We start from the raw sequence: 25,644 nt of genomic DNA, 5'->3' as shown, positions 1-25,644 counted from the left end.
CCGTTTTGCCGTATTCGGCGATAGTCATGGACGTGGGCGCGTGCGTTTTTGGCAGGGCAAGCGATTGTCGGGCCGCTATTGAACCGGCAGGATTCAGGTTGTTTCGATGAGTGAAAGGCCGCCCATTTCACCCCGGAGTCCGCGGGCCGCGCTCGAGCCCGAGCAACTTCCGCCGCCGCCCAAGCGGTCGGACCGCGCGCGCAATCCGTTCGTCGTCGTCGGCAACGCCATCATCACGCTTCTGCTGATCGCCATGCTCGGCGCCGGCGGCGTCTATTATTACGGCCGCCAGGTGCTCGAGGCGCCCGGACCGCTGAAGGAGGACAAGATCGTCAACATCCCGCAGCGTGCGGGCAAGCGCGACATCGCCGAGACGCTGAACCGGGAAGGCGTGACCGACGTCAATCCCTGGGTGTTCATCGCCAGCGTCGCCGCGTTGAAGGCGAGCTCGGACCTCAAGCCGGGTGAGTATTCCTTCCAGAAGAACGCCTCGCTGCGCGACGTCATCGGCACCATCGTCGAGGGCAAGGTGGTGCAGCACGCCGTGACGATTCCCGAAGGCCTGACCTCCGAGCAGATCGTGGCGCGGCTGTCCGACAACGACATCTTCACCGGCAGCGTGCGCGAGCTGCCGCGCGAAGGCACGCTGCTCCCGGAGACCTACAAATTCCCGCGCGGCACCCCGCGCGAGCAGGTGGTCCAGCGCATGCAGCAGGCGCACAAGCGTGTGCTGTCGGAGATCTGGGAGCGCCGCAATCAGGACATTCCAGTCAAGACGCCGGAGCAGCTGGTCACGCTGGCGTCCATCATCGAGAAGGAAACCGGCAAGGCGGACGAGCGCAGCCGTGTCGCCGCGGTGTTCGTCAACCGGCTGAAGCAGCGGATCAAGCTGCAGTCCGATCCGACCATCATCTACGGCCTCGTCGGCGGCAAGGGAACGCTGGGCCGGCCGATCAAACGCAGCGAGATCACGCAGCCCTCGCCCTACAACACCTATGTGATCGACGGCCTGCCGCCGGGCCCGATCTCCAATCCGGGCCGCGCCTCGCTCGAAGCTGCCGCCAACCCGGCCCGCACCCGCGACCTCTATTTCGTCGCCGACGGCACCGGCGGGCATGCCTTCACCGAAACCTACGACGCGCACCAGAAGAACGTCGCCAAGCTCCGCGCGATGGAGAAGCAGATCCAGAACGACACGGTCGAGCCGCCCGAGGACGCGCAGCCGCCGGCCGTTGCCGCGCCTGGCGCTGCCGACGCGCCGACCGCGGCCACGCCGGCACGGCCCAATCAGCAGAAGAGGCCGCCGGCAGCACGCCCGGCTGCTCCAGCCAATCCCCCACCGGCCCGGCAGGGCGCGGTGCAGGGCTCGCCGCCGGTGGTTCAGCGCTGAGCCTTGCGCGCAGATCGGCTTGCGGACATTGCCGATTCCACTTTCCGGCAAAATAGTCTTAAGATTCGCGTGGCTTGATAGCCTCGCGAATCCCGTGTTCCTGGAGAATTTGAACTGATGGCGCTGTCGTCCATGACCGGCTTTGCGAGATGCCACGGCGCAAGCGGGCCGTATACGTTCGAATGGGAGTTGAAGTCGGTCAATGCCAAGGGCTTCGACTTGCGCGTGCGGCTGCCGCAGGGGTTTGATGAGCTCGAGGCCCATGCCAAGAAGCGCGCGGGCGAGCTGCTCTCGCGCGGCACCGTCTATGCCAATCTCACCGTCAAGCGCACCAATGCCGCCGCCACCGTCCGCATCAACGAGGACGTGCTCAACGCGGTGCTGAAGGCCGCCGCGCTGATCTCGGGGAAGGTCGACGCGGTGGCGCCGAGCATCGACGGCCTGCTCGCCATCAAGGGCGTCGTCGAGGTCGCCGAGCCCGAGGGCGACGAGGAGGAGGACAAGGCAGCGCGCACTGCTGCCGCCGAGGCCTTCGACAAGGCGCTCGACGAGCTCGTTGCGATGCGCAAGCGCGAGGGCACTTCGCTTGGGCAGATCCTGACCCAGCGCGTCGACGAGATCGAGCAGCTGGCGAAGAGAGCGGAGGCCGCGCCCGGCCGCAAGCCGGAGGCGATCAAGGCGAAGCTCGCTGAGCAGATCGCAGCGCTGCTCGACACCTCCGACCGTTTCGACTCCGACCGCCTGATGCAGGAGGCGATCCTGATCGCGACCAAGGCCGACATCCGCGAGGAGCTCGACCGCATCGCCTCCCACATCGCGCAGGCGCGCGAGCTGATCGGCAAGGGCGGCCCGATCGGGCGCAAGCTGGATTTCCTGGCGCAGGAGTTTCACCGCGAGGTCAACACCTGCTGCTCGAAGTCGAACGACATCGAGTTGACCAACACGGGCCTCGCCATGAAGAACGTGGTCGAGCAGTTCCGCGAGCAGGTGCAGAATCTGGAGTGATCGATGACGACGGGCGGTCACGGAACTGACGGTGTCGAGCGGCGCGGATTGATGTTCGTGCTGTCCTCGCCATCAGGCGCGGGCAAGACGACGCTGTCGCGCATGCTGATCGACCGGATGCCGGGCTTGAAAATGTCGGTTTCTGCGACCACGCGCGCGATGCGGCCGGGCGAGGTCAACGGCAAGGACTATACGTTTGTCGATAAGGCGACGTTCGATGCCATGGTGAAGGCCGACGAACTGCTGGAATGGGCGACGGTGTTCGACAACAGCTATGGTACGCCGCGCGGCCCCGTGGATGCGGCGTTGTCGGCCGGCCAGGATGTGCTGTTCGACATCGACTGGCAGGGCACCCAGCAATTGAAACAGAAGGCGCGCGCCGATGTCGTCAGCGTCTTCATCCTGCCGCCCTCGGCCGCCGACCTCGAGAAGCGCCTGCATTCGCGCGCGCAGGATTCCGACGAGGTGATCCGCAAGCGCATGAGCCGCGCCAGCGACGAGATGAGTCACTGGGCCGAGTACGACTACATCGTGATCAACCACGCGGTCGACGAAGCCTTCGCCGAGGTGCAGTCGATCCTGAAGGCCGAGCGTCTCAAGCGCGAGCGGCGGATTGGCCTCGTAGGCTTCGTGCGAAGTTTGCAAGGTCAGCTTCAAGGTTAGGCCGCGACAGGCGCGGCCCTTCCTTCGCCAGCTGCTCCAGCATCGTCGTGATCGCGTCGACATCGACGGCATCGGTATCCCGACCTGCCGGCGCGTCATCGCGATCCGCCTCAATTTCGTTGGCGGCAAGCTTGGGTGCAGCAGCCCGATCGAACAACTTGATCTCGACCTTGTCGCTTCTGGACTCGACCGGTTTTGCGGCCGGAGCGGCGGCACGTTGCCTGCGTGCGTCGATCAGCTCGATCTCGCGGCCGATCGCGGCGAGTTTCGTCGCCTGTCTTGTCGGTTGCGGACGTGCCGCATCGAAGTCGATCGGGCGGGGCGGCTGGGCGGCGGCCGGCGGTGAATCGCGCCAGGGCGCGTGGCTTCCGTCATGGTCCTGCGGCGCCCAATCGTCCCAATGCCCGCGGCGGTCGGCGGCCCTGGCGCGGACCCGTCCGCCGGCGAAGCGGTAGATGACGCTGGCGAGGATGCCGGCGAGCGCCAGCGCACCGCCGATCACAAGCATCAGCATCTGCAGCGAACCGCCGGACTTGTCAGTCGTGCCATCGGCCGCGGGCGGGAGCGGAGCAGGGGATTTTGACAGCTTCGCGTTTGGCTGCGCGGCTGCTGCAACCGTGGTTTCCGCCGGCTGAGGCGCTGGCGCGGTGGACGCTGTGGAGGCCTCGGGCCAGCGCGCGGTCACGGCCGGCTGCTGCGCGTTGGTTTCGGCGACGCTGCTCGGCGGCTGCGGCGCGACCGCGGGTGCATTCGCTGCAGCCGGCGCGGGCGCGGCCATGTTCGGCGTGCCCGCTGCGGCACTCGTCTGCGGCGCGATATATTCCGCGCGCGCGTTCTGCACGGCCTGCGGCGGTGCTGCATCCGGCTCGGATGTATCGGTCGTCGCCTGCGCGGTCTGTGCGGCTTTGCCGCCTGCGGCGCGCAGATACCAGCACTTGCGCTTCGTCGTGCGATCGAGGCGGTAGTACCAGTGCTGGCCCTGCGGCGTGGCATCCTTCGGCGAAGCCAGGCAGTCGGGCGCCGCGGCGGCCGTGCTCGATGGCGTCGGCGCGTTCTGCGATACCGCGGCCAATGGCGCGCCCGCGAGGATGCTGGCGACGAGGGTCGAAATGAACTTTGCGGCGCGGTTGCCCATCCTGGTCTCCCGGTTACGCATGACGCAACTCTCAACGAGCCCCTTCTCGTCAAAGACTTGGGTGGCAATGAGCCGCAAATCCGGAGAGGATGTGGCTTGAATCGGGCCTGCGCGACGTTCGTTCCGCCCCGGATGAGACTCTCCCAACGTCACGATCAGAGTTCCACGCCACGACCTGAGCCGGTTGACACGATCATAAGTCAGTACTAATCATTAGTAGTAACTTATGACAAGCGTGGCATGGAGCGGTGAGTGTCTATGGCTAAGGACAGCGCACAACTGGCCGCACTCGGCGATCCCACCCGCAGGCGGATATTCGAGCTTGTCGGTGCACGGCCACGCACGGTCGCCGAGATCACGCGACAGCTGCCCGTGTCCCAGTCGGCCGTCTCACAGCATCTCAAGGTGCTGCGCGAATCCCGCTTGGTTCGTGCAGAGCCGAAGGGCGCCAGCAACGTCTATTACGTCGATCCGGCGGGACTCGGCCAGATGCGAGCCTGGCTCGACCGGTTCTGGAGCGACACGTTGGCCGCTTACAAACTAGCCGTCGAAAAACCATCGGAGGGATCCAGATGAACACACGTGTATCGATTGCGCCCGTCAAACATTCCATCGTCGTCGAGGCGCCGATCGAGCGCGCGTTCAAGGTCTTCACCGAAGACTTCGGCAGCTTCAAGCCGCGCGAGCACAATCTGCTCGCCGTTCCCATCGCAGAGACCGTATTCGAACCTCGGGTGGGCGGAAGCATTTATGATCGGGGGATCGACGGCAGCGAATGCCGCTGGGCGCGCGTGTTGGCGTTCGAACCACCCAATCGAGTCCTCTTGAGCTGGGACATCAGCCCGCGCTGGCAAATCGAGACCGATCCCGCCAAGACGAGTGAATGGGAGGTCCGGTTCATTGCGGAGACACCAAGCCGGACCCGCTTGGAGCTGGAGCACCGTCGCCTCGATCGGCATGGCGAGGGCTGGGAAGGCGTCCGCAGCGGCGTTGACAGCGATCAGGGTTGGCCGCTCTATCTGCGGCAGTTTGCCGAACTGATTGCCGCCAAGCGTTGACGCGCTTCCTTCCGACGCCGCGTCATGACGAGGAGAGGCCCTGTCGGGCCTTGCTCCGATCGGGCCCGGAAACTTCTCACCTCCGCAGCCGTTATTTCGCGGCTGAGGAGACGTCATGCCGGTCAAGGATCAGATCAAGAACTTCGCCAAGAAGCTGGTAGAGGAGCAGCCCGATGCAGCGACGCTGCGGGGGCTGGTACGGGCCCGCAAGCCCACGGCCATGCACTTTCGCGATGACGGCATCGTGCCGAACCATCCGCGCTTCCCGGCGCTGCTCTATCGCGGCGCGGTGAAGCTGAACGGTCGGCGCTTTCCGCCCGAGGTCGTCATCGATACGCTGTTCGACACCAATGGCTGGGGCCGATCGTGGCGCGACACCGTGTACGACTTCGTCCACTATCATTCGCAGATCCATGAAGTGATGGGCGTGGCGCGCGGCACGGCGAGGATCGAGTGCGGCGGGATCAAGGGCCGCATCCTGAAACTGAAAGCCGGGGACGTGCTGGTCCTGCCCGCGGGCACCGGCCACCGGCTGATCGAATCCAGCCGGGACTTTATGGTCGTCGGCGCCTACCCGCAGGACGGCACCTATGACGAGTGCACCGACACACGCCAGCGTCCCGACGCGGTCAAGCGCATCGCCAAGGTCCGCAAGCCGAAGACGGATCCCGTGCTGGGGAGCGGCGGACCGCTGCTCGCCGCGTGGCGGTCCGCTCAGCTTAGATAATCCGGCGAGAAATCCGCAAGTCTGCGCAGCTCGTCGGGCTGGAGCAGCTCGATCTCGCTGCCTTCCCACGCGATCAATCCGCGGTGCCTCAGCTCCTGGATGGTGCGGTTGACGTGGACGATGGACAGGCCACAGGCGTCCGCGACGTGGCGTTGCGTCATTGGCATCTGGAAGCAGTTGCGCTTGACGAGGCCGACGATCTCCAGCCTTGCGGCGAGCTCGCAGATGAGGTGCGCGACCTTGGGCAGCGCCGCCTGCGCGCCGAGGCGGGCGATCCATTGCCGCGAGATGGCCGCGTCGATCAGCGTCTCGCGCCAGAAGACGCGGGTCAGGTGGATCGAGCTGTCGAGCAGCTGGCGGAGCTGGCTGTGGGCGACGGTGCCGACGATGGTCGGGCCGAGCCCCACGAGATCCGCGTCCATCGGCGAGACCAGCAGCGTGTGCAGGCATGGCATGTCGCCGGGAACATGGAAGGCGAGGGTCTGGCTGCGATCGCCGACGATGCGCGACTGGTAGAGGAAGCCGCTGACGACGAAGACGCAGCGGCTCGCGGCCTCGCCTTGGCGCAGCACGATCTCGCCATCCGCGACCTGGCGCAGCGTGGACGGCAAGCCCGCGATCTGGCGGCGCTCGTCCTCGGACAGGCCTTCGATCGTCTGCAGACGGACGATGAATTTCGGATGTGGCATGGGCCTCGCGTGCAGCTTCAGCCGTCCCGCGGCACGGACGCCTCGGCCAGGCGACGCGACAGTTTCGCAAGCGTCCAGTCGGAAACCGGCACGGAGCGGAACTCGCGGATGGCGCGAGCGAGCTCCTGATCCGACATCGGCCGGACCGGCTCCCTCAGCGTTCCCTTCAGCAAGGCGTCGCTGATGCTGTCCAGATGCTCGCCGGCATCGGATGCGAACAGGCGCCGGATGCGCTCCAGGAGAGTGGTGCTTTTCATGTTAAGGCCGGCTGGTCCGAATGGGGGGATGGGGGTGGCTGCGATCGATGCGTCGCAAGCCGGTTAGCAACCTGTGCTTCCGATCTGCGTTCTAGTCCGCTGAACGCAAGCCGGACGTATCATTTGATAGAACCGGCGCGATTTTTGGCGGCTCCATGGAAAAGGCTCACGACGTGCTGATACGGAACCTCGGCGAGCACACCGCGCTCGCAGAGGAGGATATTGGCGAGATTCGCGCGTTGACCTTCATGCTGCGCGATTTCGCAACCAATGAGGATTTCATCCGTCAAGGCGATGAGCCCGAGCATTCCGCTTTGGTCGTCTCCGGCATGGTTGCCCGCTATCACCTGCTCGGCAGCGGGCGGCGGCAATATCTGGCGTTCCATCTCACCGGCGATCTTCCGGATGCGCAGGGGTTGTTCATCGACCAGATGGATCACGGGCTCAGTGCGCTCGGGCCGGCGTCGGTGGCGTTCATCCCGCACCGCGAACTGTTCATCGCGTTCCGGCGGCGGCCGACCTTCGCCCTCGCGGTCTGGCGCGAGACGCTGCTCGATGCCGCGATCTTTCGCGAGGCCATCACCAACAACAGTGCCCGGCCGATGCAGACCCGCATGGCGCACTTGTTTTGCGAGCTGTTCTACCGCGCCCGCGCGGCGCAGCTGGTGCACGGCAATCGTTGCCGCATGCCGATCAGTCTCGCGCAGCTCGGCGAGACGCTCGGCATGGCGATCGCGACGGTGAACCGGACGCTCGCCGATCTCAGGCGCAGCGGCGCGATGGATCTTCGTGATGGCGAGCTGGTCGTGCTGAAATGGCGCGAGCTGCAGCGGCTCGGCGATTTCAGTCCGACCTATCTGCATCTGAAGCGGCAGTCGCCGCCGCATGCGTGAGGCGGAGGCATCAACCCTCCGCGGGTGCCGCTCCACCGCGCACCTCGTGGAAATGCTTCTTCACCCAATCGTTACAGCAGCAGGCTCTCGCTTCGAGCGCTGCTGCGTCGAGGATCAGGATGGCGCCGCGGCGGGTCGCGAGGATGCGCCGCGCCTTGAACATCTGGATGACGCGGCTGGCATAGCTGCGGGAGACGCCCAGCATGCCGGCGAGCTGCTCGTGGGTGAGAGGAATCTCGGCTCCGCCGATATGTTCCTGCGCGGACATGATCCACTTGGCGGCCCGCTGCTCGATCGAATGCGCAGCGTTGCAAGCCGCAGTCTGCAAGAGCTGCGCGAACTGGCAGTCGGCATAGCGCGCGAAGGCCTCCTGGAGCGTCGCCGATCTCTGCTGCGCCTGCTCGAGCGCGCGCAACGGCAGCCGCACCAGGGTGCCGCCAAACTTCACGACCATGCGCGAATAGGCGAGCGAAGGGCTGGGGCCGGCGGCGATGCCGACCGCGCCCTCGCGCCCGACCAGCAGGCTTTCGACCTCGCGATCGTCCTCGACCGGCACGGCGAACGACACCAGCGCGGGACCGCATGGAAAATGCACCGCGGCAATGTCGTCGCCGGCGTGATGCAGGACCTGACTCGCCCCGACGTCGATCGGCTGGAGGTGAGGCGCGAGCAGTTCGAAATCCTGATGATTGAGCTGCCGGAGCAGATCGTTCTTGGGCCGACCGGTCACATTGCGTTCTCTTGGGCGGGCCGGGAATCGGCGCCAGCGGCAAACCTACGTTTCCGCGGCGGAACCGACGGTTCCAAAGTGCACACAACGGACGTTCGAACGTTGAAAACCAGAGCACGGCGTCGCGGCTTCAGCGGGCTGGACGGCAGCGAGGATCGTCAGCCGCAGCGGACTTCGCGATCCCCCGTCAGTCGGCCCTGTGACGCAGCGGCGCGGTAAGCGTCGATCGCCCGGTTGGCGAGCATCAATTGCCGGCGCTCACCGGTTCGAAGCTGGGCCTCGATGGCGTCGAGCAGGAAGTTCGCGCTCGCGTCCGGCGGCCCGAGCTCGCCGCTCTTCTCCAGGCAGCTCCAGGCGATGAAGAATGCGCTTTCGACGGTGCAACGGATCGACATGCGCAGCCAACGCGGCGCGGCCGCAGGCGTTCCGTGCGGCGGGCGAGACTTGCGTCGGACCCGCCGCGCCGCGGTCAGTTCTTCAGGACGATGCGGCCGACGACCTTGCCGGCACGCAATTCGTCGATCCATTTCTGCACGTCGCCCATCGGCTCCTCGCGCATCGGCGTCGGCTTGATCTTGCCGGCGCGGGCGAGCGCCATCAGCTCGTGAGCCTCCGCGAGCGTGCCGACCATGAAACCTTCGATGGTCATGCGCTTGTAGACCCATTGCACCATCGGCAGCGTGAACTGGCCGCCCATCAGGCCGGAGACCACGATCTTGCCGCCGCGCGCGGCAACGGCGACGGCAAAGGCCATCGACTTCTCGTTGCCGGCGAAATCGACGATCTCGTCGAAGCCGCCCTCGGTCTCCTTCAGGATGCGCTTGATCACGTCGGGCTCGGCCGGATCGTAGGCGACGGCGGCGCCGTTCTTGAGTGCGGTCTCGCGCGCGGCCGGCGAGAGGTCGGCGACCGTGATCGGCTGCTTGAACATCGCCTGCGCGAACGACAGGCCCATCATGCCGACGCCGCCGAGGCCGATCAGCAGCAAATTGCGCTGGCGCGGACGGTCGACCAGGCGCTTGAGCGCGCCATAGGCGGTGACGCCGGAGCACATCAGGGTGGCGGCCTGGTTGACGGGCAGGGGATCGTAGTCGAGCAGATATTTGGCGTCGGGGACCAGAACGTGGGTGGCGAAGCCGCCGTCGATGGAGACGCCGAGGAAGCGCTGCTTCACACAAAGATTCTCGTCGCCATTGGCGCAGTCGCGGCACTGGCCGCAGCCGATCCACGGAAACACCGCCTTCTTGGCGCCGACGAGGCTGGCCGGAACATCGGGGCCGACCTCGTCGACGACGCCCGCGATCTCGTGGCCGAGCGTGAAGGGCAGCGTCATGCCGCGCGTGGTGTCGAGCTTCTTGCCGCCGCCGAGATCGGCATAGCCGTCCTGGATGTGGAGATCGGAATGGCAGAGACCGCAGCGCTCGATGCGGACCAAGACCTCACGGCCCTGCGGCTTGGGCGTCTCGACGATGGTCTCGCACAGCGGCGCATCGAACTTGACCAGGGACTGCCGACGCATCAACGCCATTTTCTTTCCTCCGGAATTCTTGGTTACTCAGTTTTCGCTGCGTATATCCGCCAATTCACGCGCCATGGCAACAAAGCCGGAGATGGGAATGGTCTCGGCGCGCCGCGTCGCGTCGACGCCGGCGGCTCGTGCAAGCCGCGCCGGATCGACATTCAATGATTTCAGGCTTTGCCGCAGCATTTTCCGGCGCTGGCCGAAGGCGGCGGCGGCGACCTGCTCGAGCATCCTGCGATCGCAGGCAAGCGGCTCTGCGCGCGGCTTGAGACGCACGACGGAGGAGGTCACCTTCGGCGGCGGCACGAAGGCGGACGGCGCAATGTCGAACAGGATCTTGGTCTCGCAGCGCCAATTGGCGAGCACGCCGAGCCGGCCATAGGCCTCCTCGTCCTCGCGCGCGACGATGCGCTCGCCGACCTCGCGCTGGAACATCAGCACCATCATCTCGTACCAGGGCGGCCAGGGCTCGGTAACGAGCCAGTTGATGAGAAGCTGGGTCGCGATGTTGTAGGGCAAGTTGGCGACGATCTTGGCGCGTTCGCCCGCGAGCAGCGGGCGTGGATCGAAGGTCATGGCATCGCCATGCACGATCTCGAGTCTGCCCGGGTAGCGCGCGGAAATATCCTGCAAGGCGGGGATCGCGCGCTCGTCGTGCTCGATGGCGATGACGCGGCGGGCGCCGAGCGCGAGCAGCGCCCGCGTCAGCCCGCCCGGGCCGGGGCCGATCTCGACGATGGTGGAATCCTCGAGCGGTGCGGCCGCACGCGCGATGCGCGCGGTGAGATTGAGGTCCAGCAGGAAGTTCTGGCCGAGCGATTTGCGCGCCGACAGCGCGTGCTGGCGGATGACCTCGCGCAGCGGCGGGAGGTCGTCGATCGCGCTCATCAGCTTGTCGCAGCCGCCATGCGGCTGGCGAGCCGCAGCGCGGCGATCAGGCTCGCCGGATTGGCCTTGCCCGTGCCGGCGATGTCGAAGGCGGTGCCGTGATCGGGCGATGTGCGGATGAAGGGCAGTCCGAGCGTGACGTTGACGGCGTCATCGAAGGCGACGGTCTTGATCGGGATCAGCGCCTGGTCGTGATACATGCAGACCGCGCAATCATAGGTCCGTCGCGCCGCCTCGTGGAACATGGTGTCGGCGGGCAGCGGCCCTCTGGCCTCGATGCCGTCGTTGCGCAGCGCTTTCAGAGCCGGGACGATGACGGTCTGCTCCTCGTGGCCGAGCGAGCCGTCCTCGCCGGCATGGGGATTGAGACCGGAGACCGCGATGCGCGGCCTTGCGATGCCGAAGCGGGACTTCAGCTCGGTGGCGACGATGCGGACGGTCGAGACGATCAGCTCGCTGGTGAGCTCGCCCAGCGCATCGCGCAGCGAGACGTGGATGGTCACGGGCACGACGGCGAGCTGGGGCGACCACAGCATCATCACCGGCTGCGGCACGCAGCCGTTCTCCGCGGCGAGCTCGGCGAGGAATTCGGTATGGCCGGGATGACGGAAGCCGGCGCGGTAGAGCAGGCTCTTGGCGATCGGGTTGGTGACGACGGCGCCGGCACGGCCCGCGCGCACGTCGAGGACCGCCTGCCGGATCGAGGCGAGCGCGGCCGGCGCGCTGGATGAATCGGGCTTGCCGGGCTCGGCGGTGGCGCGCTCGCCGGTCGCGACCACGGGCAAGGCGTCCGTGAACGCGGAACCCGCTTCACTGGGGCCCACCGCGGCGATCCTGATATCGGCGCCGAGCGCTTTGGCGCGGCGCGCGATGAGGGCCTCGTCGCCGAGCAGATAGAAGGCGGGCAGGTTCAGCTCGCCCCGCCTGAGCCAGGCCGCGATCGTGATGTCGGGGCCGATGCCGGCGGGCTCTCCCAGGGTGAGGGCAAGGGGCTTGGCTGCAAGGGGCTTGGTTGCAAGAGGCTTGGCTGCGGACTCGGTGGTGGGCTCTGAGAAGGGCTTGGCCATCAGCGGTTGCGATATTCGATCATCGCCGCCTTGCGCAGCTCGTCGAGATAGGCCTTCTGCGTCTTCTCGTACTTCTCCTGATACATCTTCTCGCGGACCTCACGCTTCTTCGGCGTGTCGATCATGGTCGGCTTGCGCGAGCACAGCACCACCATCTCGATGCCGTTCTTGGTCATCTCGGGCGCGGTCAGGCGGCCGATGGGGGTGTCGTCGAGCACCTTGCGCAGCGGCTCCGGCAGCTCCGCGGTGGTCTTGGTGACGGTGTCGCGGATGGTCGCGTTCGGGGTCGAGCGGAACAGCGAATTGGCCTCCTCGCAGCTCCCGACGCGGGCCCGATAGGACTCGGCTTCTTTCTTCCGGGTTTCCAGGAACGCCGCCGACGAGCCGCGCGGCACGATCAGCACGATCGGCTGCATCTTGTACTCGGTGCCCTCGATCTGAAGCTTTTCGCCGGTCTGCGCCTGCACGGCCTGCGCGACGTCACGCTCGCCGACCAGCAGCTTCTCCTTGAAGCGGCCGCGCACGAGGCTGCCCCAGACCATCTCGGCCCTCATGCGGCTCTTCAGCGTCTCCGGGCGGACGCCCTTGGATTCGAGCGACTTGGTGAGCTGATCCGGCGTGATGCGCATGCGCTGCGCCATGCCGTCATAGGACTGGTTGATGTCGGAGACGCTGGGATCGACGCCGTATTTCTTGCCTTCCTTGATCTTGACCTTGTCGTCGATCAGCACGTTGATGACCTCCTGCCGGCTGGGGGTCTTCTGTGTCGACAGCTGGTCGAGCTTGATGCGCTGCTCGATGTCGAAATCGGTGATGGGATCGCCGTTGACCATCACGGCGATGTTCTGCGCGCGCGACGGCGAGGGCAGGGCGGCCAAGATCAGCCCGGCACCGATGGCGAGAAGGAGGCGGAAGACAGGCAATGGCGTCGTCATGATGTCGCTCGCATGTCGGCCGCGTCGAGATAGGGCAAACGCGGCCGGCACTTCAAACCATTTACTGGAGGCCGGCGGAACTGCTGGACGTCGTTGAGTTCGCCAGCGTGCGCAGGCCGATTTGGAACATGAACGCGTGGCTCAGCGTGGGCGGTGCGGTGCCCGCCGAATAGCTATACGAAGTTACGTAATTCGCCGCCAGCACGAAGCAATCGTCGACATAGCCGGCACCGAGCACATATTGGTTGATCTTGTTGGTCTCGAGGTCCCAGCGCGCCGAGCCCGACACCACCCAGTTGGTCGCGACCTTCAGCGAGCCCGTCGTCAGGATGCCTTCGCGGCGGGTCAGATAGCCCAGCTCCGGCTGCTCTGCGTAATTGCCGTACAACACGCTGACCGACCAGCGATTGAAGTTGGCGCGGCCTTCCGCCTCGAAGCGCTGCACGTTCCAGGTCTGCTCGTCCATGCGGGAGCGGACGCTGAACGTGTAGGTGCTGTTCGGCGAGTAGTTGGCGCTCGCAACGTAATCCGACCGCGGCTTGTCGAGGCCGGAGTTGAGGCCGGTATTGATGGCATCCTGCACCGTGAAGGAGTTCAGGCCGAACAGGTGGTAGGACTGGCCGAACAGCACCTTAACGGCGCCGCCCCTGTCGAACTGCGTGGTGGACTGCACGCCGACATTGGCGCGGCCGCCGCCCTCGACGCGGTCGTAGCCGGAGAACTTGTCGACGCTGAACAGGTTCGAGGCGTCGAACACCAGGCTCTGGGCGTCCTCGTTCGGCAGCCTGCCGGCATAGGTCTCGTTCGGCCGGATGATGATCTGCGCGATCGGCTCGAGGGTGGTCGAGCCCCAGGGCTGAACGTTGATGAAGGGATAGCGGTACTCCAGGCCCAGGGTCGGCATCAGGCGGAACGCCTCGGTGTCGCCGACGGGCAGGTAGTTCGACACGCCGGGCTGGTTGGAGACCGAGGACCTGATCGCGTCGGCACGCAGGCTCGCGAACGGCGTCCAGATCTGGCCGAACGGGTCGGTGAAGGACTTGCGCCACTGCGCTTCCGCGGTGAGGCGGGTGTAGGTGCCGGGGAAGCCGCGCAGCAGGCACTGCGAGGGCATCCGCGCCAGCGGATCGGCCGATGCCGTGGTGCACAGGCTGTTGGTGTTGGCGAGCGTCGTGATCGGGTCGAACACCGCATCGTCGCGCGACAGGTTCACGAAATTGGTCTTGTAGCTGACCTCGCCGCCGAAGACGGGATAGTTGAGCACGTTGGAATAGTCGATCACCGGGTAGACGATCGGCACCTGGCTCTGGTTGCCCGAATAGCTCAGCCAGTACATCGTGCGCGCATCGAAGAAGCTGCGGTTGCCGACGCCGGTCAGATAGAGCTGCGACAGCGCTTCCGTCGGCAGCAACAGGAACGAGCCGAGCGGATCGCGGTACTGATAGAGCCGGTAGTCCGAGAAGAAGTAGTAGTCGGACATCAGCACGCCGTCCCAGCCCCAGACCCATTTGTCGTTGAGGGCGAACTGACCCTTGGTGTCGATGGCGCCGCGGAACTCGCGGTCGCCGGGCAGCCCGGCGAATGCTCCGGGATCGAGCTGGTAGATGCCGTAGGCACGGATCTGGTAGGCGCCGTCGATCAGGCGCTGGCGGAATTCGCCCTGCAGCAGCGCGCCTTGCCGCGACAAGAAGCGCGGGGTGATGGTTGCGTCCATGTCGGGCGCGATCGCCCAGTAATAGGGGACCTCGACGCCATAGCCCGTTCTGTCCGTGCCCGAAATATAGCCCGGCATCAGGAAGCCGGATTTACGCTTCACGGTCGGGTCGGGCGTCGAGAAATAGGGCATGTAGGCGAGCGGCACGCCGAAGAACTCGATCTGTGCCGTCTCGAAGTACAGCATCTTCTCCTGCTGGTCGTGGATGATGCGGGCACCCTTGACCTGCCACAGCGGCGGCTTCTTCGGATCGTCCTTACACGGCGCGCAGGCCGTGTAGACGCCATTCTCGAACACCGTGTAATTGCCGCTGGAGCGGTCGGCGCGGCTCGCGGCCATGCGGGTCTGGTCCGCCGTGTCCACGCGCAGCGAATCGACGAAACCGTCGCGGTAATCGTCGGAGAGATCCAGGATCTCGGCATAGGTGATCTTGCCGTCGGCATCCGTCATGCGGATGTTGCCCTCGGCATGCAGCCGCTTGGTCTTCTGGTCGTAGATGACCCGGTCGGCCTCGACGCTGGTGCCGTTGTAGAACAGCTGCACGTTACCGACCGCGGAGACGCGCGAGTTGTTGTAGTCGTAGTTCACCTCGGTGGCCTGAACCAGCATCTGGTTGTCGTTGGGGGCCTTTGGCGGCTTCGCACGCGGCGGCAGCGGATTGTAGGTGAAGCTCTGGGCCTTCGCCGGCGCCACGGCGGCAGCGTCGATCAAGCCGCCGAGCGAGGCAGCCGCGACGACGGCAATCAGGAGCCTGCGGACGGACAAGTCGCGCCCGTTCGCGCGCACCCATGTGCGCCGCGTCAAACGAGACACGAGCCCTCGGCGGACGGCAGTCACTATCCGTCCTCCTGATAGAGCAAGGCCAAAAAGCCGGTGAGGCCGCCCACCACAACGGGCAACCACGCCGCAGCGATCGGATGCATCAACTCAGCCTTGCTCAAGTCCTCAGTTACTTTCGACAGAACGTAGAGCAGAAAGCCTGCGCCCACGCCACTCAAAACCATCTTCTGCACGCCGCCCATCCGGAAGAAGCGCAACGACACGGAGGCCGCGAGCATCACCATGGCTGCGAGCAAAAACGGCTGCGCCAGAAGCTTCTGATACTGGAGTCGGTATCCCGCTGTCGCGAAGCCCGAGCTTTCGGAGGAGCGGATGTAGCTCGGTAGTTGCCAAAAGGACACAGTCTCGGGGGTGGAAAAGCTGTTGCGGACCTGCGCCTCGGTCAGCGTGGTCGGAATTTCCAGGGTGGCCTGGTCGATCGGCGGTCCGTCCAGCGAGAAGCGGCGGACGCCCTTGAACAGCCAGCGGCCGGCATCCAGCGTCGCCTCGCGCGCCTCGACCCGCTCCTTGAAGTGCTGGTCCTGGTCGAACCGGAACAGCGTCAGCCCGGTCAGCCGGATGCCCTGCTGCTCGCTGCGCGCCGCATTGATGATGGTCTGCCCGTCGCTGGTCATCTGGTTGAGCCAGAAGCCGGAGGCGTCCTGGATGCCGCCGCCGGGTGCGGAGCCGAACAGCTCGGCCTCCATGCGCTTGGACAGCTCGCGCAAATTGGCCGACATCGGATTGTAGGCGACGGTGGCGATCACCCCGATCAGAAGCGCGCTGCCGAGCGCGGGCGCGATGAACTGCCAGGCGGAGATGCCCGCGGCGCGCGCCACCACGAGCTCGAGCCGGCGGGAGAGGGCGAGATAGCAGGTCATGGCGCCGATCAGCATGCAGAACGGCGTCAGCTTCTCCAGGAGCTGCGGCACCCGGAACAGCGAGGTCTCGGCCACCATGAGCGCGGAGGCGGATGCAAGGCCCGAGGTCTTGCGCACCATCTCGATGTAGTCGACCAGCACCAGCAGCAGGAAAATGCCGCCGAAGACGCCGAGCGCCGCGACCACGAAGCGGCCGGCGAAATAGCGCCCCAGTGTGTTGGTGAGCATGCTCATGCGGTGGCCGGACGTCCGAACAGCCGTGCGATCCGTGCGTTCGACCGGTTGATGGCCTCCATCAGGCCGGGAGGCGGCTCGACCACGACACCGCGGATGATCATCCACAGCCCGACGCCGATGGCGCCGAAAACCATCGCATATTGAGCCAGCACCGCGCCCGGCGACTTCACCGCCATCACCGAGCAGGCGAAACCGGCCATGCGCAGGCCGAACACCGCCACGATCGAGGAGGCGATGGAGAAGTTGCGGCTCTGGCGAGTGGTGCGCGGCGCTCCGAGAAAGGCAAAGGTCAGCACCGCAAAGGCGAACGGATACATCGGCGCGAGCAGGCTGTCATGCAGGGCCGCGCGGAACTGCCCTGGAATCTGCTTGTAGACGGGATCGTTGTCGGATGGCGAGAACAGCTCCCAGAGATAGCGCTCACGGATGCCGAGGGTGACGTCGCGGCCCTTGGCGAATTTCGACATGTCGAAGCCGTAGCGGCCGAAGGCCACGAGCGCCGGATCGCGCTTGCCCGCCTCGAAGCGCTGGAGATTGCCGGTTTCCAGCACCAGGAACGAGCCGGTCTCGTTCTTCACGACCTCGCCGTGCTCGGCGACGATCGAGACGCGCTCGTTCGGATCGCGGCGGTCGTCGATGAAGATGCCGGCGAGGATGCCGCCCGGTTGGCGTTCGCGAATCCGGATCGTGAGGTTCTCGTCGAGCCGGGCGAAGCGGCCGGGCTGCAGGATGTTGGTGAGCACGTCCGCGGTGATCTCGGCATCCCATTGCTTGATGCGCCGCATCCCGTCTGGGGCGAGATAGGCCGCGATGAAGGCGACCAGCAGCGCCACCACGCAGGTGGCATAGAAGAACGGAACGAACAGCCGGATCGGCGAGAAGCCGGCGGCATTCATCACGATGATCTCGGAATCGGTCGCGAGCTTGTTCAGTGTGTGCGAGATCGCGATCATCAGCGCGATCGGCGAGATGATCAGGACCAGGGCCGGGATCACGAGGCTGGTGATGCCGAGGAAGGTGAGGATGGTCTGACCCTGGCTCGTCATCAGGTCGATGCCGCGCAACGCCTGCGTAATCCAGATCACGCCGGTGAGGCTAACCAGGACCAACGCAAACGACGCCAGCGTCGTGCGGAAGATATACCTATCGATCGACCCCATGCGCTACCGCACGAATTCCCACCAAGCCCCAATTCCGATCGGAATTCCGGCTGCCCAACCAATCCCCGATCAGGGGATCCCCAAGGTCGGCCAACAGCTCTTCCGCCAGTTCATCCTCTCACTACCATCCCTTTGATCCGTCAACAAAATGGCTGCCCCGTGGCACCCTCATCATATGGATAATATTTCGCTGTTGTGGCGTGGGGGCCACGGCGGAGCTTGGCATCTGCCGGGCGGGTGGCCCATAGTGGGGGACGCCTCAGTGAATCGCCGTTCAGCTCCGGTTGTGGCTGGAACGCCCGAACGACGAAAAGCCCCATCTTTTGGAGGAGTTATCCATGTCCGATGCCATCAAGGTCGGCTTTGTCCCGCTGTCTGCCGCCCCTCGTGGCATCCTGGTCGTGTTCTGCGACGACGGCCTGAAGCTCGGTCCGGCGACGGTCAAGGCCCTCGGCGGCGCTGCCGAGATTGTGAAGCGCGCGGCGGCTGCGGCCGCCTTCAAGGGCAAGAGTGGTGCTGCGCTGGACATTCTGGCGCCGGAGGGGGTGAAGGCGACCCGGCTGATCGTGATCGGCGCCGGCAAGGCGACCGGCCTCAAGGCCAACGATTTCCTCAAGTTCGGCGGGGTGGCGGCCAGCAAGCTGCCCGCCGGCACCACCGCCATGACCATCCTGGCGGAGCTGCCGGGTGGCGCCCTGACCAGCGAGCAGGCGGTTGCGATCGCCTCGGGCCTGCGCTTACGCGCTTACAAGTTCGATCGCTACAAAACCAAGAAGAAGGACGGTGAGGAGGGCGGCGCGCGCGCCGACGTCTCGCTTGCGGTCGGCGATGCCGGTGCGGCGAAGAAAGCGTTCGCCGCGGCCGGCCATGTCGTCGACGGTGTGATCATCGCACGCGACTTCGTCAACGAGCCGCCGAACGTGCTTTTCCCGGAGGAGTTCGCCCGCAGAGCGGGTCAGCTCCGCAAGCTCGGCGTCAAGGTCGAGGTGCTCGACGTCAAGGCGATGCAGAAGCTCGGCATGGGCGCGCTGCTCGGTGTCGGCCAGGGCTCGGCGCGGCCGAGCCGCACCGTGATCATGCGTTGGGACGGGGCCAAGAAGGGCGAGGCCCCCATCGCCTTCGTCGGCAAGGGCGTCTGCTTCGACACCGGCGGCATCTCGATCAAGCCGGCCGGCAGCATGGAGGACATGAAGGGCGACATGGGCGGCGCGGCCTGCGTCGTCGGCCTGATGCATGCGCTCGCCGCGCGCAAGGCGAAGGTCAACGCGGTCGGCGCCATCGGCCTCGTCGAGAACATGCCCGACGGCAACGCGCAGCGGCCGGGCGACATCGTCACCTCGATGTCCGGCCAGACCATCGAGATCATCAACACCGACGCCGAGGGCCGCCTCGTGCTCGCCGACGTGCTTTGGTACGTCGCCAAGAAGGTGAAGCCGAAATTCATGGTGGATCTTGCGACGCTGACCGGCGCCATCATGGTGGCGCTCGGCACCGAGCATGCCGGCATGTTCTCCAACAACGATGAACTGGCCGACCGGCTGCTCACGGCAGGCATCGAGAGCGGGGAGAAGGTCTGGCGCATGCCGCTCGGCCCGGAATACGACAAGCTGATCGATTCCCAGTTCGCCGACATGAAGAACACCGGCGGCCGCCATGGCGGCTCGATCACCGCCGCGCAGTTCTTGCAGCGCTTCGTCGACGGCGTGCCCTGGGCCCATCTCGACATCGCCGGCACCGCCATGGGCGCGCCGAAGACCGACATCAACCAGAGCTGGGGCAGCGGCTACGGCGTTCGCCTGCTGGACCGCCTAGTCGCCGACCATTACGAGCGCAAATGACCCGACATGACTGAAGTGCTGTTTTACCATCTGCAAAACATGACGGTGGAGAATGTGTTGCCGCCGCTTCTCGAGAAATCGCTCGAGCGCGGCTGGCGCGTCGTGGTGCAGTCGACCTCGGAGGAGCGCGCCGATGCGCTCGACTCGCACTTGTGGACCTATCGCGACGATTCATTCCTGCCGCACGCGACATGGCGGGTGAACGATGTTGCCGACCAGCCGATCGTGCTGGCGATCGAGGGCGGCAATCCCAATGGGGCCAATGTCCGCTTCCTGGTCGACAACGCCGCGCTGCCGGAGGACGCGCAGGGCTATGAGCGCATGGTGCTGCTGTTCAACGGCGACGATCCCGACGCGCTTGCGCTCGCCCGCACCGCCTGGACGGATTGCAAGGCGCGGGGATTTGATGTCACCTATTGGCAGGCCGACGACCGCGGCCGGTGGCAGAAGCGCAATTAGCCGCAATTAATGATAATTTGCACTTTTCGGGCGATGCTGGCTTCGGCCACCTTCATGCCGCAAAGGGATGTTGGGACAATCGCTTAGGGCTGGTCCTTCACGTGGGGAATTCGTTTATCGTGCGACATCAAAAGCTTCCCGGCTCGCTCTTGATTGCGTTGGCTGCCGTAGCACCGCTGGTCGCGGGCTGCGCGGGCGGGGCCGATTTGCTGTCGAAGGATGCCGAATGGTTCCAGAAACCCGGCCGCCTCTTCATCAAGAACATCTCGATCGAATCGCCGCCGCTGACCCCCGACAAGCCGGTGCGGGCTGAGGATCTCGTCAGCGCCGACGGCGCCTGTCCCGGCATGGCGCCGCCGCCCGGACCGGCCGATGCCAATGCCTCGACGACGCCCGCGCCGATCGGCGGCACGGTCGCGCTCGGCCACACCGAATGCGACGTGGTGCGCGGCATCGGCGCGCCCTCGACCGTCAACCTGTCCAACGACGCTGGCGGCCGCCGCGTCGCCGTCGTCACTTGGACCACTGGTCCGCGCGCCGGCATCTACACGTTCACCGCCGGACGTCTGTCCTCGATCGAAGGCAATCCGGACCCGCAGCCGGTGCCGAGGGCGGCCAAGGGGAAGAAGAAGCAGGCATAGGCGGGGATCACTTCCGCAGCAGTGAAAGAATCTTCGCGCTCAGAGGATCGGCTTGGTGCTCAAGCGATCAGGCTCGCGAACGCGGAAACGGCCCTTCATCTTGAGGCCGTCACGCATGTTGAGACCGAGCAGAACGATGTTCGCTGCTCCGGCGGCCAGCTCGAGAGCCTGCACGGCGTAGAACGTGGTGTCGAACTCCGCGGCCTTCGCCTTGGAGGCAAGAAACAACGCGGCGGGAATCAGAATCAGGATGCCGTTGCCGGCAATGAACGGCATGCGTTTGATCTTCGCACCGATCAGGCCGGCGCGCCGCTGCTTTGCCAGGACGAATCCCGAGCCTCCCGTCGCCGCAAGCATCGGAATGAGCAGCAGGAAGCCCCACGGTATGGCGGTCTTCACCATGGCTATGGTCTCGTGTGACGCAAACAGCTCGGTGAGAGCCGTGGAAAGCCAGAAAGTCGCAATGGTGATCAGTGCGACCGCTCCCGCGACTGGGTGGATGATCTTGGTCATGGTTCTGCCGTTTTCGAAGCGAGCTACGCGACGCAGATGCCGGGCACCGCGACTTTCTGGAACAGGTGCGGGGAGGCGACCGCGGATGCAGGGTAAGCCGAGATCTTCGACCTGAACTCGGGGTGCGTGAACGCAGCCCGGAAGTCGGCATTCGTCTGCCAAACTGCGTAGTTCAGATACGTGGGGCTTTCGCCGATCGCCCGATGAAGTTGGGTGGAGATGAAGCCGGGCTGCCGCTTCATGAAGGCGGCATCGTCCTGCCAGACCTGGAGAAAGCTTTGTTCGTCGGCCTTGTCGAGCGTGAACAGATTCACCAGCACCAAAGGGCCGGTGTCGATGCCGAGCTGACGCTCGATGGGAAAGTCAGGGTCCAGTGGGCGTAAGCGTGCCATGACGAACTCCGTCGAGATGGTTTTATGATGTCAATATGGTACTATATGCAATCTAGTAATTTGACATCATGATGTCAATAACTGTCTATGGTGACGGATGCGGAAATCCCAACGGACGCCGGCCGGCGATGCCCTGACGAACCTCATGCTTGACTTGTTCCGGCTGAACAGCCTGCTCCTGACCGCAGGGGACCGTTTGGTGGCCCCGCTCGGGCTCACCAGCGCCCGCTGGCAGATTCTCGGCGCCATCGTGCAGGCAGAGCGACCGCAGCCGGTAGCCTGGCTCGCCCGCGATCTCGGCGGCAACCGCCAGAACGTGCAGCGGATCGTCAACGACCTCCATGCGGAAGGCCTCGTTGCCTTCGAGGCCAATCCGCATCACCGCCGCGCACAGCTCGTCGTCCTCACCGACAAGGGGCGGCGCGCTTTCGACGCCGCCATGGCTTTGCAGATGCCGTGGGTCAACAGCCTTTCCGAAGGGCTTGCGGTCAAGGATCTGCAAACGGTTCATCGCATCGTCGCGGCACTCCGTAACAAGCTCGAGAGCGATGCCGAGCAGCAGACGTAGCCCTTGGGCGAACGGCAAGGTCGCGCGGGCACACCGGATGCAGTGTGGTCGGCATCGGTGCACCTTCGACCGCTGCAATGTTCCTGACGACGTTGCTTTCGTGATGGCCGCGCGCCCCGGAATGCGCTTTGATGGCGCAAACAAACAATCCGGAGGAAACTAATGCGGTTCATAGCCCTCGTATCGGCTCTGCTCGTGTCGTCTGGCGCGGCGTTTGCCCAGGACTATCCGACCCGGCCCATCACCATGCTGGTTCCATTCGCCGCGGGCGGGCCGACCGACACCATCGCGCGCCTGACCGCGGCCGGCATGGCGAAATCGCTGGGACAGCAGGTCATCGTCGAGAACGCGACCGGTGCCGGCGGCACCATCGGCACGACCCGCGCTGCGCGCGCCCAGCCGGACGGCTACACGCTGCTGATCCATCACGTCGGCATCTCGACCGCGGCGACGCTCTACCGCAACCTCAGCTACGACACCAAGACGGCCTTTGCGCCGATCGGGCTCGTGACCAACGCGCCGATGACCATCATTGCGCGGCCCGATTTCCCGGCCAACACGCTCAAGGAGCTCGTCGCCTACGCCCAGCAGCAGGGCGACAAGCTGACCTACGCCAACGCCGGCCTGGGTGCGGCCTCCCATCTGTGCGGCATGCTGTTCATGACCGCGATCCAGAAGCAGCTCACCACGGTGCCCTACAAGGGCAACGGCCCGATCATGAACGACCTGCTCGGCAAGCAGATCGATCTCACCTGCGACCAGGCGACGAACACGACCGGGCCGATCACGGCCAAGCAGGTCAAGGCCTACGCGATCACCACCAAGGAGCGGCTGAAGAGCCTGCCCGATCTGCCGACGGCCGACGAGGCCGGCCTGAAGGGTTTCGAGCTCGGTGTCTGGCACGGCATCTATGCGCCCAAGGGCACGCCGCCGGCGGTCGTTCAGAAGCTGACGGCGGCGCTGCAGACCGCGCTCAAGGATCCCGCGCTGATCGCCCGGTTCAACGACATCAACACCGAGCCGGTCCCGCAGGACAAGGCGACACCGGAGGCGTTGGGCGCGATGCTGACCAGCGAGATCGACCGCTGGGCGCCGATCATCAAGGCCGCCGGGCAATACGCGGATTGAGCTATTGCGTCCCGCCGGGCTTGAAGGCCGAGCGGGCAAAAAGCAGCTTGTTCAAAGGCTCGCTTGCCGGTGTCATAGTGCCGGTACTGTGCATGGGGTTGTTTTGCACGTTTGGTTGAAGCGCGGAGGAGCGCTAGCCCGCCGCCCCGTCGAACTGCGCGCTCGCCTCGAGCCATTGCTCCTCGGCGCGCGCCAGCGCGTCGGCGGCATTGGCACGCGCCTTGGACAGCTGCGCCGCCTGCTTGGGATCGCGCGTGAAAATGTCGGGCAGGGCCAGCGCCGTGTCGATCTTGGCGATGATCTCGCTGACGCGGGCGATCTCGGCCTCGGCTTCGGCGATGCGCTTCTTCAGCGAGCCGCGATTGTCCGCTTTCGGCCGCTGCGGCTTTTCAGGCGGCGCACTGCGCTCGCGCGGGGCTTCCGCGTTGCGCGTGGACAGCACCAGGCGGCGATACTCGTCGAGATCGCCGTCGTAATTGGTCACGGTGCGATCGGCGACTATCCAGAGCCGATCGGCGCAGGCCTCGATCAGGTAGCGGTCGTGCGAGACCATGATCACCGCGCCGGGAAATTCATTGATCGCTTCTGCAAGCGCGCCGCGGCTGTCGATGTCGAGATGGTTGGTCGGCTCGTCCAGGATGATCATGTTGGGGCCGAAGAAGGTCGCAAGGCCCAGGAGAAGGCGCGCCTTCTCGCCTCCTGACAATTTGCCGGCCTTGGTATCGGCCGCCTTGCCGGAGAAGCCGATCGCGCCGGCGCGGGCGCGCACCTTGGCTTCGGGCGCATCGCCCATCAGCTTGCGGACGTGGTCGTAGGCGGAGGCGTCCTCGTTGAGCTCGTCGAGCTGGTGCTGCGCGAAATAGGCGATCGACAGCTTGTCCGCGCGCGTCACCTTGCCCGAGAACGGCGCGAGCCGTCCGGCGAGCAGTTTTACAAGCGTCGACTTGCCGTTGCCGTTGGCGCCGAGCAGCGCGATGCGGTCGTCGTTATCGATGCGCAAGGTGACGCGGCCCAGCACCGGGCTCGCCGGGTCGTAGCCGACCGAAGCGTTGTCGACGGCGATGATCGGTGGGGACAAGATCTTCTCCGGTGCCGGGAAGCTGATCTCGCGCACGTCCTCGGTGACCAGCGCCGTGATCGGCTTCAGCCGCTCCAGCATCTTGACGCGCGACTGTGCCTGCCGGGCTTTCGAGGCCTTGGCCTTGAAGCGATCGACGAAGGACTGCAGGCGGGCGCGCTCGGCCTCCTGGCGCTTGACCGCCTTGGCGTCGAGCAGCTCGCGCGCGGCGCGCTGCTCTTCAAACGAGGAGTAGCTGCCCTTGTAGAGCGTGAGCTTGCCGCGCTCCAGGTGCAGGATCTGGTCGACCGAGCTTTCCAGGAGGTCGCGGTCGTGGCTGATCACGATCACGGTGCGCGGATAATGCGCAAGGTGATCCTCCAGCCACAGCGTGCCTTCGAGGTCGAGATAATTGGTGGGCTCGTCGAGCAGCAGCAGGTCGGGCGCCGCGAACAGCGTTGCCGCGAGCGCAACGCGCATGCGCCAGCCACCGGAGAACTCGGCGCAGGGGCGGAGCTGATCAGCGGCGGAGAAGCCGAGGCCGGAGAGAATCGCAGCCGCGCGGCTCGGCGCCGAATGGGCGTCGATGTCGACGAGGCGGGTCTGGATCTCGGCGATGCGGTGCGGATCGGTCGCGTGCTCGGCTTCATTGAGCAGCGCGTCGCGTTCGAGGTCGGCCTTGAGCACGACCGAGATCAGGCTTTCGGGACCGTTCGGCGCTTCCTGCGCAAGGCTGCCGATGCGCCAGCGCGGCGGCAGGGTGACCGAGCCGTGCTCGGCCGCAAGTTCGCCGCGGATCACCTTGAACAGCGTCGACTTGCCGGTGCCGTTGCGTCCGACCAGGCCGACGCGCGATCCGGGCGTGATCTGCACGGAACTCTGGTCGATCAAAAGGCGTCCGGCGAGGCGGATGGAGAGGTCGGTGATGGCGAGCATGCGGCCTTGTCACCGCAAGGCGCGGCGAACGCAACTCGTTTTTGCGTTAGTGCGTCTCGCGCTCGCGCCGCTGCAGCTCGTTCAGGAGCTGCTCGAGATGGGTCGGAAGCCGCGGCTCGGGCCGGAGGCTCTGCTGCAGCCGTTCGCCCACGGCATCGCAAATCGAGCGGCTGGTGCGCCGGTCGATCTGTTCGCTGTCATTGGCAAAAAGCCCAGCCATCGCAAGGTTCCGTGTTCTCGAAGTAAAGACACGGTACCAAGTCATTGCCGGCGAAATGGTTTCGCTGGCTGTGGGGAAAGCCGGGTATTCTCGTAAAAATTGTATGAGCGGCGCTTTGTACG

General features: G+C 65.6%; 28 protein-coding genes. 12 read left to right on the top strand and 16 right to left on the bottom strand.

Going from position 1 to position 25,644, the window contains the following annotated elements; all coding sequences use genetic code 11:
• Positions 1–106 precede the first annotated feature (106 nt).
• The 3 genes from mltG to gmk all read left to right on the top strand — a co-directional run bounded on the left by mltG (position 107) and on the right by gmk (position 3,058).
• Positions 107–1,390: an endolytic transglycosylase MltG gene (gene mltG / locus I6F20_RS08030; protein ID WP_036000702.1), complete on the top strand. Its 1,284-nt coding sequence runs from the start codon at positions 107–109 to the stop codon at positions 1,388–1,390.
• Between the two features lie 117 nt (positions 1,391–1,507).
• Positions 1,508–2,395: a YicC/YloC family endoribonuclease gene (locus tag I6F20_RS08025; RefSeq protein WP_109144007.1), complete on the top strand. Its 888-nt coding sequence runs from the start codon at positions 1,508–1,510 to the stop codon at positions 2,393–2,395.
• Positions 2,396–2,398: 3 nt separating this feature from the next.
• Complete coding sequence (gene gmk / locus I6F20_RS08020; RefSeq protein WP_036000695.1) at positions 2,399–3,058, top strand: guanylate kinase; 660 nt, start codon at positions 2,399–2,401, stop codon at positions 3,056–3,058.
• Here the strand turns inward: gmk and I6F20_RS08015 are convergent.
• Positions 2,991–4,193 carry a hypothetical protein gene (locus tag I6F20_RS08015; protein WP_225125695.1) on the bottom strand — a complete coding sequence of 401 codons (1,203 nt, stop codon included), beginning with the start codon at positions 4,191–4,193 and terminating at the stop codon, positions 2,991–2,993. The genes gmk and I6F20_RS08015 overlap by 68 nt on opposite strands.
• Before the next feature lie 258 nt (positions 4,194–4,451).
• Here I6F20_RS08015 and I6F20_RS08010 point away from each other — a divergent pair, with 258 nt between their 5' ends.
• The 3 genes from I6F20_RS08010 to I6F20_RS08000 all read left to right on the top strand — a co-directional run bounded on the left by I6F20_RS08010 (position 4,452) and on the right by I6F20_RS08000 (position 5,978).
• Positions 4,452–4,769, top strand: a complete 318-nt coding sequence (locus I6F20_RS08010) for an ArsR/SmtB family transcription factor (protein ID WP_036000689.1) — start codon at positions 4,452–4,454, stop codon at positions 4,767–4,769.
• Positions 4,766–5,251 (top strand): SRPBCC family protein, encoded by a 486-nt coding sequence (locus tag I6F20_RS08005; RefSeq protein ID WP_036022711.1) that lies wholly within the window; start codon positions 4,766–4,768, stop codon positions 5,249–5,251. The genes I6F20_RS08010 and I6F20_RS08005 overlap by 4 nt, the downstream gene beginning before the upstream one ends.
• A gap of 115 nt (positions 5,252–5,366) precedes the next feature.
• Positions 5,367–5,978 (top strand): cupin, encoded by a 612-nt coding sequence (locus I6F20_RS08000; RefSeq protein WP_036000681.1) that lies wholly within the window; start codon positions 5,367–5,369, stop codon positions 5,976–5,978.
• Here the strand turns inward: I6F20_RS08000 and I6F20_RS07995 are convergent.
• Both I6F20_RS07995 and I6F20_RS07990 read right to left on the bottom strand, forming a co-directional pair.
• Positions 5,966–6,667 carry a Crp/Fnr family transcriptional regulator gene (locus tag I6F20_RS07995; protein ID WP_225125694.1) on the bottom strand — a complete coding sequence of 234 codons (702 nt, stop codon included), beginning with the start codon at positions 6,665–6,667 and terminating at the stop codon, positions 5,966–5,968. The two genes, I6F20_RS08000 and I6F20_RS07995, sit on opposite strands and share 13 nt — an antisense overlap.
• Before the next feature lie 17 nt (positions 6,668–6,684).
• The gene (locus I6F20_RS07990) at positions 6,685–6,924 is read right to left on the bottom strand and encodes a hypothetical protein (RefSeq protein ID WP_036000675.1); all 240 of its coding nucleotides are present in this window, start codon (positions 6,922–6,924) and stop codon (positions 6,685–6,687) included.
• A gap of 155 nt (positions 6,925–7,079) precedes the next feature.
• On the opposite strand from I6F20_RS07990, the gene I6F20_RS07985 reads away from it, so the two are divergent.
• A complete protein-coding gene (locus tag I6F20_RS07985) occupies positions 7,080–7,817 on the top strand; it encodes a Crp/Fnr family transcriptional regulator (RefSeq protein WP_225125692.1) in 738 nt (245 codons plus the stop codon).
• 10 nt (positions 7,818–7,827) lie between these two features.
• On the opposite strand, the gene I6F20_RS07980 is transcribed toward I6F20_RS07985, so the two are convergent.
• The 9 genes from I6F20_RS07980 to lptF form a co-directional block, all read right to left on the bottom strand.
• The gene (locus I6F20_RS07980; RefSeq protein WP_036022715.1) at positions 7,828–8,547 is read right to left on the bottom strand and encodes a Crp/Fnr family transcriptional regulator; all 720 of its coding nucleotides are present in this window, start codon (positions 8,545–8,547) and stop codon (positions 7,828–7,830) included.
• Between the two features lie 158 nt (positions 8,548–8,705).
• Complete coding sequence (locus I6F20_RS07975; protein ID WP_036000665.1) at positions 8,706–8,942, bottom strand: hypothetical protein; 237 nt, start codon at positions 8,940–8,942, stop codon at positions 8,706–8,708.
• A 74-nt stretch (positions 8,943–9,016) separates the two neighbouring features.
• A complete protein-coding gene (locus tag I6F20_RS07970) occupies positions 9,017–10,075 on the bottom strand; it encodes an alcohol dehydrogenase (protein WP_036000662.1) in 1,059 nt (352 codons plus the stop codon).
• Between the two features lie 27 nt (positions 10,076–10,102).
• A complete protein-coding gene (gene rsmA / locus I6F20_RS07965) occupies positions 10,103–10,957 on the bottom strand; it encodes a 16S rRNA (adenine(1518)-N(6)/adenine(1519)-N(6))-dimethyltransferase RsmA (RefSeq protein WP_109144000.1) in 855 nt (284 codons plus the stop codon).
• Positions 10,957–12,024 carry a 4-hydroxythreonine-4-phosphate dehydrogenase PdxA gene (gene pdxA, locus I6F20_RS07960; protein WP_225125691.1) on the bottom strand — a complete coding sequence of 356 codons (1,068 nt, stop codon included), beginning with the start codon at positions 12,022–12,024 and terminating at the stop codon, positions 10,957–10,959. Before pdxA ends, rsmA begins: the two co-directional genes overlap by 1 nt.
• Complete coding sequence (locus I6F20_RS07955) at positions 12,024–12,959, bottom strand: peptidylprolyl isomerase family protein (RefSeq protein ID WP_036000650.1); 936 nt, start codon at positions 12,957–12,959, stop codon at positions 12,024–12,026. The genes pdxA and I6F20_RS07955 overlap by 1 nt, the downstream gene beginning before the upstream one ends.
• 61 nt (positions 12,960–13,020) lie before the next feature.
• Complete coding sequence (locus tag I6F20_RS07950; RefSeq protein WP_518513053.1) at positions 13,021–15,459, bottom strand: LPS-assembly protein LptD; 2,439 nt, start codon at positions 15,457–15,459, stop codon at positions 13,021–13,023.
• 50 nt (positions 15,460–15,509) lie between these two features.
• Complete coding sequence (lptG, locus tag I6F20_RS07945) at positions 15,510–16,607, bottom strand: LPS export ABC transporter permease LptG (RefSeq protein ID WP_036000645.1); 1,098 nt, start codon at positions 16,605–16,607, stop codon at positions 15,510–15,512.
• Complete coding sequence (gene lptF, locus I6F20_RS07940; RefSeq protein ID WP_036000642.1) at positions 16,604–17,770, bottom strand: LPS export ABC transporter permease LptF; 1,167 nt, start codon at positions 17,768–17,770, stop codon at positions 16,604–16,606. The genes lptG and lptF overlap by 4 nt, the downstream gene beginning before the upstream one ends.
• 338 nt (positions 17,771–18,108) lie before the next feature.
• Between lptF and I6F20_RS07935 the strand changes: the two genes are divergently transcribed.
• From I6F20_RS07935 to I6F20_RS07925, 3 genes are all read left to right on the top strand, one after another.
• Positions 18,109–19,608: a leucyl aminopeptidase gene (locus I6F20_RS07935; RefSeq protein WP_074447891.1), complete on the top strand. Its 1,500-nt coding sequence runs from the start codon at positions 18,109–18,111 to the stop codon at positions 19,606–19,608.
• A 6-nt stretch (positions 19,609–19,614) separates the two neighbouring features.
• A complete protein-coding gene (locus I6F20_RS07930) occupies positions 19,615–20,067 on the top strand; it encodes a DNA polymerase III subunit chi (protein ID WP_036000609.1) in 453 nt (150 codons plus the stop codon).
• A gap of 158 nt (positions 20,068–20,225) precedes the next feature.
• Positions 20,226–20,708, top strand: a complete 483-nt coding sequence (locus tag I6F20_RS07925) for a hypothetical protein (protein ID WP_081494469.1) — start codon at positions 20,226–20,228, stop codon at positions 20,706–20,708.
• 39 nt (positions 20,709–20,747) lie between these two features.
• Here I6F20_RS07925 and I6F20_RS07920 read toward each other — a convergent pair whose 3' ends face one another.
• Positions 20,748–21,221, bottom strand: a complete 474-nt coding sequence (locus I6F20_RS07920; RefSeq protein ID WP_036022723.1) for a hypothetical protein — start codon at positions 21,219–21,221, stop codon at positions 20,748–20,750.
• Positions 21,222–21,244: 23 nt separating this feature from the next.
• A complete protein-coding gene (locus I6F20_RS07915) occupies positions 21,245–21,613 on the bottom strand; it encodes an antibiotic biosynthesis monooxygenase family protein (RefSeq protein ID WP_036000602.1) in 369 nt (122 codons plus the stop codon).
• Between the two features lie 97 nt (positions 21,614–21,710).
• On the opposite strand from I6F20_RS07915, the gene I6F20_RS07910 reads away from it, so the two are divergent.
• Entirely contained in the window at positions 21,711–22,181 is a 471-nt protein-coding gene (locus I6F20_RS07910; RefSeq protein WP_036000600.1) for a MarR family winged helix-turn-helix transcriptional regulator, read from the top strand.
• A gap of 162 nt (positions 22,182–22,343) precedes the next feature.
• The gene (locus tag I6F20_RS07905; protein WP_057028977.1) at positions 22,344–23,309 is read left to right on the top strand and encodes a tripartite tricarboxylate transporter substrate-binding protein; all 966 of its coding nucleotides are present in this window, start codon (positions 22,344–22,346) and stop codon (positions 23,307–23,309) included.
• 133 nt (positions 23,310–23,442) lie between these two features.
• Here the strand turns inward: I6F20_RS07905 and I6F20_RS07900 are convergent, their stop codons facing one another.
• Together I6F20_RS07900 and I6F20_RS07895 are read right to left on the bottom strand one after the other, a co-directional pair.
• Positions 23,443–25,302, bottom strand: coding sequence for an ABC-F family ATP-binding cassette domain-containing protein (locus tag I6F20_RS07900; protein WP_225125689.1), 1,860 nt, complete (start codon positions 25,300–25,302; stop codon positions 23,443–23,445).
• A 46-nt stretch (positions 25,303–25,348) separates the two neighbouring features.
• Entirely contained in the window at positions 25,349–25,522 is a 174-nt protein-coding gene (locus I6F20_RS07895) for a hypothetical protein (RefSeq protein ID WP_167361656.1), read from the bottom strand.
• Positions 25,523–25,644 lie beyond the last annotated feature (122 nt).

This window comes from Bradyrhizobium sp. IC3123 (assembly GCF_020193625.1).
Lineage (GTDB): Bacteria > Pseudomonadota > Alphaproteobacteria > Rhizobiales > Xanthobacteraceae > Bradyrhizobium > Bradyrhizobium yuanmingense.
This window is presented reverse-complemented; position numbering and strand designations above follow the sequence as displayed.